This is a genomic window from Pseudoalteromonas sp. A22 (assembly GCF_018141345.1).
Taxonomy (GTDB): domain Bacteria; phylum Pseudomonadota; class Gammaproteobacteria; order Enterobacterales; family Alteromonadaceae; genus Pseudoalteromonas; species Pseudoalteromonas maricaloris.
In genome coordinates, this window is sequence record NZ_CP047238.1 from 4002394 (window position 1) to 4015816 (window position 13423).

11 protein-coding genes are annotated in these 13423 nt (G+C 44.5%); 7 read left to right on the forward strand and 4 right to left on the reverse strand.

The window, feature by feature from the left end; translation table 11 throughout:
• Positions 1-110: 110 nt before the first annotated feature.
• Entirely contained in the window at positions 111-1313 is a 1203-nt protein-coding gene (locus GSF04_RS22875) for an acyltransferase (protein ID WP_211858895.1), read from the reverse strand.
• Between the two features lie 166 nt (positions 1314-1479).
• Here GSF04_RS22875 and GSF04_RS22880 point away from each other — a divergent pair, with 166 nt between their 5' ends.
• From GSF04_RS22880 to GSF04_RS22895, 4 genes are all read left to right on the forward strand, one after another.
• Entirely contained in the window at positions 1480-2343 is an 864-nt protein-coding gene (locus GSF04_RS22880) for a LytTR family DNA-binding domain-containing protein (RefSeq protein WP_211858896.1), read from the forward strand.
• 230 nt (positions 2344-2573) lie between these two features.
• Complete coding sequence (locus tag GSF04_RS22885; protein WP_211858897.1) at positions 2574-3860, forward strand: LysM peptidoglycan-binding domain-containing protein; 1287 nt, start codon at positions 2574-2576, stop codon at positions 3858-3860.
• A 23-nt stretch (positions 3861-3883) separates the two neighbouring features.
• Positions 3884-4633: a hypothetical protein gene (locus GSF04_RS22890; protein WP_211858898.1), complete on the forward strand. Its 750-nt coding sequence runs from the start codon at positions 3884-3886 to the stop codon at positions 4631-4633.
• A complete protein-coding gene (locus tag GSF04_RS22895; protein WP_211858899.1) occupies positions 4597-5250 on the forward strand; it encodes a hypothetical protein in 654 nt (217 codons plus the stop codon). The genes GSF04_RS22890 and GSF04_RS22895 overlap by 37 nt, the downstream gene beginning before the upstream one ends.
• A gap of 3 nt (positions 5251-5253) precedes the next feature.
• Here GSF04_RS22895 and thpR read toward each other — a convergent pair whose 3' ends face one another.
• From thpR to GSF04_RS22910, 3 genes are all read right to left on the reverse strand, one after another.
• The gene (gene thpR, locus GSF04_RS22900) at positions 5254-5772 is read right to left on the reverse strand and encodes an RNA 2',3'-cyclic phosphodiesterase (protein WP_211858900.1); all 519 of its coding nucleotides are present in this window, start codon (positions 5770-5772) and stop codon (positions 5254-5256) included.
• Between the two features lie 29 nt (positions 5773-5801).
• Positions 5802-6524 carry a helix-turn-helix domain-containing protein gene (locus GSF04_RS22905; protein ID WP_211858901.1) on the reverse strand — a complete coding sequence of 241 codons (723 nt, stop codon included), beginning with the start codon at positions 6522-6524 and terminating at the stop codon, positions 5802-5804.
• A gap of 171 nt (positions 6525-6695) precedes the next feature.
• Positions 6696-7562 carry an AraC family transcriptional regulator gene (locus GSF04_RS22910; protein WP_039493209.1) on the reverse strand — a complete coding sequence of 289 codons (867 nt, stop codon included), beginning with the start codon at positions 7560-7562 and terminating at the stop codon, positions 6696-6698.
• Positions 7563-7846: 284 nt separating this feature from the next.
• Between GSF04_RS22910 and GSF04_RS22915 the strand changes: the two genes are divergently transcribed.
• The 3 genes from GSF04_RS22915 (at position 7847) to GSF04_RS22925 (ending at position 13419) form a co-directional block, all read left to right on the forward strand.
• The gene (locus GSF04_RS22915; protein WP_211858902.1) at positions 7847-10501 is read left to right on the forward strand and encodes a TonB-dependent receptor; all 2655 of its coding nucleotides are present in this window, start codon (positions 7847-7849) and stop codon (positions 10499-10501) included.
• Between the two features lie 58 nt (positions 10502-10559).
• A complete protein-coding gene (locus GSF04_RS22920; protein ID WP_249122431.1) occupies positions 10560-12047 on the forward strand; it encodes a tryptophan halogenase family protein in 1488 nt (495 codons plus the stop codon).
• Positions 12048-12153: 106 nt separating this feature from the next.
• Positions 12154-13419 (forward strand): MFS transporter, encoded by a 1266-nt coding sequence (locus GSF04_RS22925; protein ID WP_211858904.1) that lies wholly within the window; start codon positions 12154-12156, stop codon positions 13417-13419.
• Positions 13420-13423 lie beyond the last annotated feature (4 nt).

The following is a 13423-nucleotide window of genomic DNA, read 5'->3' on the forward strand; positions in this document are numbered from 1 at the left end:
CTCACCACCTTGCCCGTGGCGATGCTATCCGTGAAGTATCCTCCATCGGAGGCATACTGACCCTAGCAATAAGAGTAGAGCATTTATTGCACAATGGTGCAGTACTCTGGTTAAATAATCCGGAGGATCAGCGGCAACAATAACAAACACCCCACCCCCCAAAGCATTTTATTGTTTGTCAGCAAGGCTGCGCGATACCCCACCACCAACCCAAGAGAACCCAGCTTTGGCACCAGCCAAAACAACAATCTAGAAAATAGCAGTGTTCCTGTGATCACCAACAAGCTCTCAAGCACACCACCGAGTTGATAACGACTCAGCCAAAGCGCCAAGGCAATAATCACGCTTTGATGCCAGAGATAGATGGGAAACACCACTTTATTGAGCCTCGTAAGCAGCGGATGAGGACGGTTAAGATAACGCGCTGCTAATGCCAATATCAACAACACCGCACACACGCGCTGCAACACCAACACAAGACTCCCACCCAAAGTAATGAAGGTTGTGCGCGTATCTTGCTGCAACCAGTAAAAATGATATAAAAGCAAAATAATCAAAGCATTGACTGCACAAACCCACAGCAGCACTTTACCTTGTCGAGTATGCCAAGCCCAAAACCGATTATGCTTAGCAAGCAGATAACCTGCGAGCAGAAAAACAAACCCCTGAAATTCTCTTTTGCTATCGCCGTCCAATGCTAGCTGAGCCCAAAGTAAGCTTGCAAAAGCCAGCACGCTTAGTAGATAAGTTGACCAGCGCAAAGTGATAAAATGCCGGAGTATTACTTGAAGCTTAGAATTAAAGACGATATGCAACACAGCAAGGAGCAAAGTAAAACGCCATAATTCTCGCAAATACCACAAGTGATTGACGTCAACATGGGGCCAAATACCGCTTTGATACTGACTGAATAAAGGGCTGTTAAAATCAATAAACTGTTTGTAAAAATCAACAAACCCAAGCGTTAATCCAGCATTCTGCTGCATTTCTGCGTACAGTTGTACGGGCACAACAAGCCATATGCCAAATAATAGCGGGAGCAACAGCAAAGGAGTGCGAAAGAGCATGGCTGTGCATGCACCTTGTTTATCAAAAATATATCTAAGCGCAACTCCCGAGATAAACCAGATAAGCAACATGCGCCATGGTGAGATCAGTAACATCAGATATTCTAGCCAAACCGAAGTATAAGCACTTTTGTAGTGAAAACCCCAGTTAGGTACATATAACATGGCGGTGTGATAAAAGATGAGTATCGTAAATGCAATAACACGCAGCCAGTCTAGCTCTACTCGCCGATTTAAATGATCCATGGGATTTCTTTTTGAAAATAAACTTACCCCTACAGTGCGCCAATACAGCGTACAACCAAACGAAATTTGCTTAAATAACAATAGCTAGGGATAAACCGTGGAATAGAGGGATAAAATAAGTGACCGCTTTGCATCCAGTTGCTAGAGTAAAAGAAAAACTCAAACCATGATGTTTTCACGTACCTTTATTCAGCAATACCACCCTTCGATGGCAATGGCATTACTCGCCCTCTTTCTGACGATTAACAACACCTTGAATGCCATTACTCTGATCATGGATGCCAACCGAGATGCGCAGCTCGATTTTGCGCTGTGGGAGCCTTTCGTGTGGGAATATACCAGTGCAGCTGCCAGCTTAGCCTTAATTCCTACCATATCTTGGTATTTAAACGCATTTCCTTGGCAGTGGCATAAACCTTTTAACGTCGCTTTTAGCTTTTTTATTGCCTCACTGTTATTTTGTTTTGGCCATGTTGGCATCATGGTGTTATTACGTGAAACGATTTATTTTAGTTTGCAACTAGATTACAACTTTCACCTTTCTTGGTTTGAATTTATCTATGAATATCAAAAAGATGCATGGAGCTTAGTGTTCTTTATTGCACTCATAAAAGCTTATCAATTTAGTGTCTCCCATATGCTTGGTGAAGCATCTCCGATAAAACAAGAAAGCGATGAAGATGAAACACTCCACAAACCTATTCATCACTTATTGGTACGTAAGCTTGGTAAAGAATTTATCGTTAAAGTTGAAGAGGTTGAGTGGTTACAGTCGTCTGGAAATTACGTCAATCTACACGTAAATGGCCGCATTTATCCGCTACGTTCAACGCTTGCTACGTTATGTCAGCGCTTAGACCCCGTTGGCTTCGTGCGTATTCATCGCTCTTTTGCTATTAATGTGTCTAAAGTGGTGAGTATTACACCGCTCGCCAGTGGTGACAGTGAAATCGCATTGCAAAGTGGGAAAGTATTAACACTCTCGCGAACCTATAAAACACAATTTAAGCACCAACTACGTCTTGAGTAAGTGAGCAATACGCAATTACCAAGTAACCGAGTGTTATTGCGTTAATCCCATTAATCAATGCTAAATGCTGTAACGCTAAAGTTCATTTTGTATCCATTTCATCACCCTACACTACACAGCCGCAACAGGTAAGGTGCCTATTTTTGCATTTGCACCGAATTTATATACAATCTTATGCAGTTCAGATGCCTCATTGGACTGCATAATAAAAGGATAATAAAAAAGGCTCTATGAAAAACCTCATCACTCCATTACTTGCAGCAATCCTGCTGCTAAATGGCTGTAGCCAAATACAGCAACCTCAACAGGATGAACCAACGCCAAATAACGCCGTACAAGCTGGTGTAAACACACCGAAAAATAAAGTCAAAGACGAAGCTACAACGGCGGTTAAAACGCCATACGACCCACTCGCAACAGATGATTTATGGCTACGTATTAAAGATCAGCTCAGCTTTGCCGATTCCAACGATAAGCGTGTAACACAACGGATTGATTGGTACCTCAAGCATCCCAATTATATGGAGACCATCAGTGAACGGGCAGCGCCGCTGCTTTATTACTTAGTAGAAGAAGTCGAAAAGCGCGATATGCCAATAGAACTGGCATTGATGCCGCTAATTGAAAGTGACTTTAATACCCAAGCCTATTCTCACAAGCATGCGTCGGGTTTGTGGCAACTCACACCGCTGATTGCAAAACATTATGGTGCCAAGATCAACGCTTGGTACGACGGCCGCCAAGATATCGTAGACTCGACCCGCGTCGCATTGGACTTTTTGCAATACCTCCACAAACGTTTTGATGGTGATTGGTATCATGCCATTGCCGCCTATAACACAGGTGAGGGTAGAGTACTTGCGGCCATTGAACGTAATAAAAAAGCAGGTAAACCAACTGACTTTTTCCATTTGAAGCTACCACGTCAAACCAGCCACTACGTACCAAAGCTACTTGCGGCATCCCAGCTGCTAAAGCATGACTTGATGAAGTTTCCTAAGCTCCCTAATCGCTCGCTGATCAGCGTTATTAAACTCGAACAACAAGCCATTTTATCTGATCTCAAAGGCTGGAAAGAAGTCGAGGTATTAAATCCAGGCTATGCACGTTTTCCTGCATTACTCAGCGGCCCTGAGCATATTGTCATCCCTACAGCGCGCGTGTCAGAGTGGCAAACCATGCTCACACACTTACCAAAAATGCCCGCGGATACATGGCAACATTATACTATCCGACGTGGAGACTCTCTCAGCACCATTGCAAAACGCTATTCACTAACCGTCGCCGAGTTAAAAGCCTTTAATCAACTAAAGAGTGACCGAATTCGTGCAGGAAAAAAGCTAATTTTGCCCATCTTGGCTGACAAACAACTGGACTATAAGATAAAACACGGCGATAGTTTATGGCGCATAGCTAAGCAATTTAATGTCAGTGTCGCTAAGCTAAAGCAATGGAACCAGCTATCGACAGATAGACTGAAAATTGGCGATACATTACTCGTATTTCTGTCGCCTTAGGGCGTAGTGTCAGTTGGATAAATATGTCAGAACATAACAATAATAACTTACCCTCTGAAAATGTAGCCGAAACGCAGGCAGCAAAGTCTGCTCGGCTACAGCCACACAACTCAAGACACTCAAGGGGCTCCTTTAAACTCTCTCGCTCTAAAATGAACACCATTTTAGCCCTATGTGCGATGTTTATTTCAGCGGCATCGTTTTACGCCACTTACCTGCAAGCCAAGGCTGCTCAAGAGCAAGTTTCCGCAGCCGAAAAGCAGCTAAAAACTGAAACTTGGCCATGGCTACAATTCAGCTATAGCAACTTTGATTTAGAGTCGACTCAAGCAACGATTAGAGTCGATATTCGCAATTCGGGGACCGGCCCTGCAATCATTCATTACATCAAGTATGAATTGGATGGCGAAGCGTATTTTGATGTTACCGAACTTATGGATGCATGTTGCAACCTTAACGCCTATCAAGCAGCGCTTAGTGATGCTCAAAATGAAGAATCGAATATCAATTATCTAAAAAAGTTTGGCTGGTATGTTTCCAGTGCACCACAAAAGATTTTGCTGGCAGATGGCGACACTTTCAACATTTTTACCATGCCAAAAAGCAATTTTAATCGTGGATTATGGGATAAAATCGACGCCCATAAATCGGTTTTTAAGGCAGAGGCCTGCTACTGTTCTATACTAAAACAGTGCTATACCACGAACGAAAAAGCAGTGATCACTGAGGTACCTAGTTGTTCAACGACGCAGATAAATTCTACCAACGAGTAATACAGCATCTATTGCAATTTGAGGGCGAGGTACTGCATTTGTACCTAGATGTGAATGCCAATCCGACGATTGGTGTTGGTTTTCATATGCAAAGTGTTGAGCAATTTTGCCAGTTACCAATGCGGGATAGGCGCTCTAAACGGTCTGCCACCTTGCAACAAAAGCGCGATGAATACCGTAATATTAAGGGCAAACCCAGCGGCTACAAGGCTTCTTGGTATGCACAATATACCGAGCTTACCTTGCCACCAAAAGCGTCTAAAAAATGTCTCATAGAGCAAATCAAAGAATTTGAACAGTACCTCATTCATTTTCTTGCCAAGCAAGAAACTGGCAGCATTCCTTATCAGCTATTACCGACGCCCGCTAAGATTGCGCTGTTGGATATGGCTTACAACCTTGGTACCAGTAAGTTATTTTTGGCTTTTCCTAATTTGATTAAAGCCGTCAGCGCACAAGATTGGCACAGCGCAAGTAAAGAGTGTAGCCGCTTACATATTAGCCCAGCACGAAACGAAGCCACCAAAAAGCTATTCCTCAAGTGCGAGAAATACAAACGCTATCAACTGACTTGGTTCGAAACTTTGGTTAAAAAGCTAAAGCGCTGGCTGTCCTAAAGTTCAGCTCAGAAAAAAGGACTCGATAGGGTCGTAGATCAAGCCACGCTCATTGCGGTGAGAGTGATATAGATGAAATTTCTTTACCGTGAGTGAGAAAGGCGTAATGGGCTTCGTAACACTCGGCTCTGGCTTACAATTTCTAACTAGCGTGATATGTGGTGAGAACGGATGCGGGTTGTGATAGAGGTCGCATTTTTCCCCAAAAGCACGCAGTGGATTGGCTAAATCAAGCAAAGCTTGTGGTTTTTGTTCGGGCTTTAAGTAAAAAATGCCATTGTGCTGCCAGTAGCCATAGTCACCAAAGGTGAGTGTAAATTTAGGCACCGATAAACTACTAGCAAAATCACAAAGCTCGGCTACTTGTGACTCTTCTACCATAGCAAGAAACGCCAGTGTAAGATGCCAATTACTTGGTTGTGTATTGGCTTTACTGGCACTCACGCTATCCACCAGCCACTGACCGATATGCGCTCGAACGTCGTCATCCATGCCAATACCAAAAAACAATCGCTTTTGCATCTTACACCTTTACCTTAAGGTTTAATAAACTAAGGCTTAACTAACCGTTTGCCTACTAAAGTTAGCATAACCCCAGCAGAGAAGCATAATAAGCCAACAAATTGCAGCCAGGCGTTTTCTACACGCTCACTAAATTTAGGGCCTTGAAAACGATAATGCCTTCTACCATCGGTTACCGTTTCGGTATAAGCGCTTCCCCTATAGTCTGAGAAAAATACCGTTTTTTTGTCTAAACGTTTCGCCATGGCAAGCTTAACTTGCTCCACAAATTCAATATCGCTATTCCTACTATGAGGAACAAGGAGAAAGCGCCACTTTCTATATAGCTCGACGGGCTCACCGGCTTGCAATACACCTTGAGATTCATATTCAAACAGTTTTTCACTAAAAAATATCTGTTTATAACCACTCCAAAATAACCCGACACCGAGAGACACTAGCAAAATAGCTAATATCGTAAGTTGCTTAAATTGCTTTTGTTTTGATTGTTGATGTTGCTTATACCAATACTCTATATCTGGAATTTGGCTTAATTCTTCACGCTTCCCTTGTGTTGAAAGGGTTTGCATACACTCATCTAAGGATAAATTGAGCGCCGTTAGTAACTTTCTAAATACCTCGTTAGAAGGCACGGATTTGTCGTTTTCTAGTTTAGATAAATAGCTTTGCTCAACACACATTTGCTCAGCTAACTGGGGTTGGCTTAAGCCTTTCTGTGTACGGATCTGTTTAATAAAGTGTCCTAGTGTCATCACGGTCATCCTCGTTTATTATTGTTGCGACCCGGCACATTCTTGGCAATTCCTTGATAAATACCAAGTTGAATATTTAGGAATAAGCATGAATATCATAGCATTACGAAATATTCACGGTTTGAAGTGAAGTTTTGATTAAAAAGCACAATAAACAGGCTCACGTCCAACTCAATACAATGCTTTTTGGTGCAGCCGTGCACGAAACTCACTGGGCGTACACGCCTTCAACGCTTGAAAACGACGATTAAAATTAGAAATATTATTAAAACCACATTGATCCGATATCACACTAATGGGAGAGGCGGAGCTAATTAATAGTTTACAGGCCTTGGCAATACGCAGCTGATTGATAAATTCCGTCACAGTACGCTCCGTGCGCTTTTTAAAGAAACGATGAAAGTGATTAGTGCTCATGTGCACTTGCTGTGCAAGCTCATCGGCGCTTAATTTGTCGGTGTAATTGTCATATATATAGGCAATAACCCGGTCGAACTTGTCTTTCGCGGGATCATGGCGGGCGTCAAAGCGAAAGCCGCTACTGGCTAAATGTTGATAGTTCGATGTCGTCATCCGCGTTAACATTTCGAGCAAAAGCACAAAGCGCATTAACGGCTCGGCATCCGCGATTTGCTCAAACCATTTTTTCGCTTGCCTTGCGATTTCCACAGGAAATTTGACGCCACGGCGCGCTGCATTTAACAATTCAGATAAGCCATGTAATTCAGGATGCTGAGCCACTAAAGACTCCAACCAGTGTGCGGGTATTTGTGCAACATGGACAACGTGAGCGGAGTGATCCGGATTCGGTTTTGACTGCCAAGTATGTGGTAAGTCAGGACCTAGGATCACCAAATCTAAGTCTTCGTAAGGGGCGATATGATCACCCACATGACATACACCGACACTGTTGAGCGTCAAACAGATCTCATATTCCGGATGATAATGCCAATTAAAGGGAATTTCGGGCAATTGATACAGGCAATAACGCCATGAGCACCCGGGAGATGGCAGTACTTTCTCGTACATCGCTCGCATAGCAATTTCCTTTTACATTAATAAACTTATTTAAAATCGGCATGTTATAAATTTTAAAACAACTACTCGTTACACCTAGTTGCACACCATGCAAATTCAATCACTCAACAATATTAATCTATCGAAATATAGCGACAGCCTGAAGTGCAGTGAAGTATTTTTGTCAAATTACGCTCATTTAAGCGTGAAAAGTATCATTAGTAGATAGAAATATACCGCTTAAAAAACACCCAAGGCGATACCCTAGCTTCTGCCAACAACAAATAGGAACAATGGGCAGAACAATGAAAACAACTAAGTTGAAGCAATTTAAATTGAATAAACTTGCCGCCATCGTGACAGCAAGTACCTTATCACCCCTTTTACTCACCGCGGCACCATCAGCATTAGCCGAAGAACAAAGCGCAACAGAAAAAGTCGAAGTGATTGAAGTAAGAGGCATTCGCCGCTCGCTTGAAGCTTCAATGAACACCAAGCGCTTTGCAGATGGTATTGTTGATGCTATCACCTCGGAAGATATTGGTAAGTTTCCCGACAAAAACATTGGTGATGCGCTACAGCGTATTTCTGGGGTTACAGTCGACCGCCAATATGGTGAAGTAAGTGGTGTTACTATCCGTGGTACCGCGCCCGAGCAATCGCGTATTTTATTAAATGGCCAATCGGTCGCCAGTACCGATTGGTATGATTTGGGTCCATCGACGCGTACTTTTAACATGGAGCTGTTATCAGCAGAGCAAGTTTCGGCAGTTAACGTCTACAAAACGCCTGAAGCAAACCTTGAAGAAGGTGCGCTGGGTGGTACAGTGAATCTTGTCACGCGCAAACCACTGGACTTAGATGCACACACTTACATGGTGTCAGCAGAAATGGGCCGCTCTACCTTGTATGATGAAAATGATATAAGTGGCTCATTTTTAGGCAGCTGGAAAAGTGACGATGAAAAATTTGGTGTGCTCGCAGCATACTCTATTGAAAACCTGACTTCAGGCCGTCACGTTATTGAGTCCATTGGTGGCTACTATGAATATTTTGCGGCGGATCAAGACACGGGACAAGCATCTACAGTGGGCGCTTGGGCAATCGGCTCACAAGCATTTAGAGCTGAACGCGAGCGCACCAGCGCGCAACTCACGGCGCAATTTGCGCCAAGCGATAACACCGAATTTGCGGTAGACTACTTTCGCTTTGAGTTTGACAACCCACATGTAAACCATAACTTCCTTACTGTAAGTGCCCGTGGTGCAGGTGCTGTTGATGTACAAAACAACGCAGCGGGCGGTACACAGCGGGCGCGTATTTTGCCAGCTTACGCGAACATTATATACAACCCCACTGTTCGTAACGCCGTAAACATGAAAGTCGATGCCTTAAACTTCAGTGGTAAATACGTCGGTGATACTTTCGAGATTAGCGGTGTTATTGGTCGCTCAACATCTGATGGTGGTACACAGTTTGGTTCCTCAAGTTGGTGGATCCCGGCAACGGATGAGGGTGGAAAAATTGGCGATCCTGCCTTCCCTAACGGTCAAAATAGTACTGATGGCGGCTTTACTTACGATGCATCCGGTCCTTATCAAATTTGGTTTGATTCGCTAGACCCAACCGATGCCTCACAGCTCAAATTTGCTCAGGAATCAAACTTCCAAACTACGGTCCAAGAGCATGAAGTGAGTTATGCACAAGCCGATATCAAGTGGATGCTAGAGCATGATTACTTCAAGAACATCAAAGCGGGTGTGAAGGTTAATAAAAACGAATTTGCACGTATCGCAATACAAAGAAATCCAGCGGATGTTGTTGGTTTTGTCCCTGATGGTAATAGCTTAGCTAACTGGAGTGATGGTATTTTTACCAATCTTCATTCGCAAACGGGCGGACATATTCTTAATTCATACGCCAAGCTCGATGAAGATAAGTGGTGGGATTTTATCACTGGTAAGTATGAGGCGGGTGAATTAATTGAGCAGCAAGATTTTGGTAAAACCTACAATGTCGAAGAAGATATGCTCGCTATCTATGTGCAAAGTGAATTCAGCGGTGAAAACTTCCGCGGTAATATCGGCTTACGCTATGTGGATACAGAACAGCAGTCCAGCGGCTATGTTGATAACACGGTGTTCGATGAAACGGTTGACTACGACAACTGGCTACCGAGCATCAACTTCGCTTATGACTACAGCGACGATATTATCATCCGTGCGGCCGCCTCCAGCGTTATGTCTCGAGTTAATTATAACGACTTAAAACCAGGTCTAGCGATTGATGCCAACTTTGGTTCCGCCACCGGTGGTAACCCGAACCTTAAACCTTATGAAGCAGATCAAGCAGATATTGGCGTCGAATATTACTTTACCGAAGCTTCCTTGCTCTCAGCAGCCGTTTTTGTGAAGAAAATTGACAACGTTGTCTTTTCTACCGAAGCGATTGAATATGTGGACGGATGCGGTACCGACCCTTCTAAGTATGATCAATGCCGAGTCACACGCCCACGTAGTAACGGAGACGGTGACGTAACAGGGATAGAACTGCAGCTTCAACATAGCTTTGATAATGGCTTCGGCTTTATTACTAACTACACCTACGTGGATAGTGAAACCACCACACCAGATAATGCAAAAGAAATGGTGCCGGGAGTATCTGAAAACTCATTCAACGGCTCGCTATTTTTCGAAAATGAGCAGTTCAGTGCACGTATCGCTTATAACTGGCGTAGTGAATGGATTGGCGTCGGTGCAGCACAAGCGGTGCGCAACGATAGCTACCAACAATGGGATGCATCTTTGGTGTGGCATGCAATGGAAAATCTGGATGTCAGCTTAGAGGGTGTAAACCTGACCAATGAGGTTATTCAATCTTACGACACCAACTACAACTTAACGCAGAACACCATTGAATTTGGTACGCGTTATTACCTTGGCGTCAGCTATAAGTTCTAACCTCGGAGCCCCAGTCACTTGCGGCTGGGGTCATTTGCCTATGAAAACTCATGTGCCTATGAAAACAATACAGTCACTCACCATCCTTGGTGGCGGTACAGCCGGTTGGATGTGCGCAGCCTACCTTGCAAAGCATCAACCCAATTTATCAATTACGGTGATTGAGTCATCGAGTATTGGCAGAATTGGCGTTGGCGAGGGCTCAACGCCGCATTTGCAGCTTTTTATGCAAAGTCTTGGTGTGAAAGAACGCGATTGGATGCCCGCATGCCAAGCAAGCTATAAAACCGGGATCTATTTTGATAACTGGAATGGCGACAATGGCAGCTATTTCCATCCCTTCTTCTCTGAAATGGATGCCAAAACAGCGGAAGTCTACTTTGTCAACGCCAACGCCAGACGTCGTGGTAACGAATATATAGATAAGCCCGAACATTACTTTTTAGCGGCAGTACTGGCCGACAAGCAACAAGCACCACTGCCACAGCGCCCATTACCAAGGGCGCTTGAATACGGCTATCACTTTGATGCGCAAAAACTTGCGGATTGGTTAAGGGCATTTAGCCTAGCGCGAGGCGTAAAGCATATTCAAAGTACGGTGAGTAGCGTACAGCATCATGCCAAAGAAATTATTGCACTGACACTTGAGTCGGGTGAGCAGGTGAAAAGCGATTTTTACGTCGATGCCTCAGGGTTTAACGCCCTGCTGATAGAGAAAACGCTCGAAGTGCCCTTTATTTCCTTTGCAGATCAGTTACTCAATGATTCAGCTGTCGCGATTGCCGGCGCTAAAATAAACCCGCTACCTTCAAGCACTTCTGCTATCGCGATGCCGTGCGGCTGGCGCTGGCATATCCCGCTACAAGGCAGAACCGGACATGGATACGTATACAGCAGCGCACATACTACCCCCGAAAAGGCTGAGGCTCAGCTGCGTCAAGCCGTGCAACTCGATAAAGGACAAGCCACACATCTCACCATGAAAGTGGGCATGATGGCACGCAGTGTTGAAGGCAATGTGTTTGCTATTGGTCTCGCGCAGAGCTTTATTGAACCACTCGAAGCCACCGCGCTGATGGTCACAGGTTATAGCATTGAGTTATTGAATAGGCTGCTTTCGCAACAGCTAGAGGCACAAGCCATCAATCAACAACTGTCAGAGCTGGTGCTCGGTATTAAAGAGTATGTACTGGCACATTACGCCACCAGCAAGCGCGCAGATTCACCGTATTGGCAAGATGCAAAAATCGCAGCACTGAGCTTAAACGAGCTCGATGAGCTGCTCACACACTGGCGTAGCGGTGGTGATTTTGATGCTTGGCTCAACCAACACAGGATGCACTCACCCTATATTCGTCCCAGTTGGTATTGCTTACTTGGCGGCATGGATCATCGCGATAGCACCTGCCAAATGCCCTTTGATCAAGCGCCACAGCATATCGAACAGGCGGCCAAGGCCTATCTTACGAAGCTTAGTGATGAGCATTTTACTGCCCATACAACAGCACTGGAACAATTACAGCGAGCACAAGCGTTTCGTGCATAACCCAATTGCGGGTGGTGGTGAGATTCCCCTTGATCTTTTTGTTTGTCTGCCCACAAGCGAGATCGCCACGCCATCACCCGCTCTCTAATGAAGGTGGAAATACAACATGAAAAAAAGCTACCTAGTGATTGCCTTAGTATTGGCAACCTTTTTTACGGTGTCCTTTATCACCAATATTTTAGGCGCGATTTTTCCAGCATTAATAGAAAGTTACAGCATAGGCCTAACGCTCGCGGGGTTTTTCCCGTTCGTCTTTTTTATCGCTTATGGGGTGATGTCTATTCCAGCGGGACTGCTAGTTCAGCGTTTTGGAGAAAAAACCGTTATGCAGCTCGCATTTACCCTTGCTGCAATTGGCGCAACGACCTTTGTGCTCATGCCAACGTTTGCCATTGCCATGGTTGCACTGTTTATGCTCGGCTGTGCCATGGCATTACTGCAAGTGGCTATCAATCCACTATTACGCGCTAGCGGTGGTTCAGAACACTTTGCCGTGCTTTCAGTGTTTGCGCAGTTGATGTTTGGTGCTGCAGCAACACTCGCGCCTCTGGTGTATAGCAAACTACAGTCTCAAGTCACCACCGCAGAGGGATTTGGCGGAGCGCTGTCTGGTGTTATCCCAGCAGATAAAACCTGGCTAAGTATCTATGCGGTATTCGCTATCCTAAGCGTCGTGATGCTATTACTCTCGCAATTTACGCCATTTAACGCGGTACCCGAGCAGAAAAAGCAGCAGCTGAGCTGGTCACAAAGTATCGGTTTTTTTAAAGATAGAACCGTATTGAAATTTTTTGCCGCCATCGCCGCTTATGTTGCGCTAGAACAAGGTATCGCTAACCTCATTTCCGTGTTTTTGCAGCAATATCATGGCCTAGACCCAGCCACCGAAGGCGCAAAAGTGGTGAGCGAATTCTGGTTATGCCTAACCTTAGGCTGTTTACTTGGACTGGCACTACTTAAACTCATTGATGCGCAAAAGCTTTTGATTTTATTCAGCTCTGCCGCCGCCATCGCGCTCCTAAGTGCGTTATTCGGTAGCACTACGGTGGCGCTTATTGCTTTTCCAATTGTGGGATTCTTCCTCTCCATTATGTGGTCGGTCATCTTTGCTCTGGCATTAAATTCATTCAAAACCGGCCATGGCGCAATCACGGGAATTTTATGTACCGGGATCATTGGCGGTGCTTTTATGTCTCCCATCATAGGTTTTGCGGCTGAATTGAGTAACAACTTACAACTTGCTGCCCTGCTGTTACTACTGCCACTTAGCTATATTCTGAGTGTTGGTGTATGGGCTAATCCTTTAATTAAAAATAAAACTTTTGGCAATAGTCAAAAGACGCTGTCTCAACCTCTAAATGAAAATAGTTAAATTA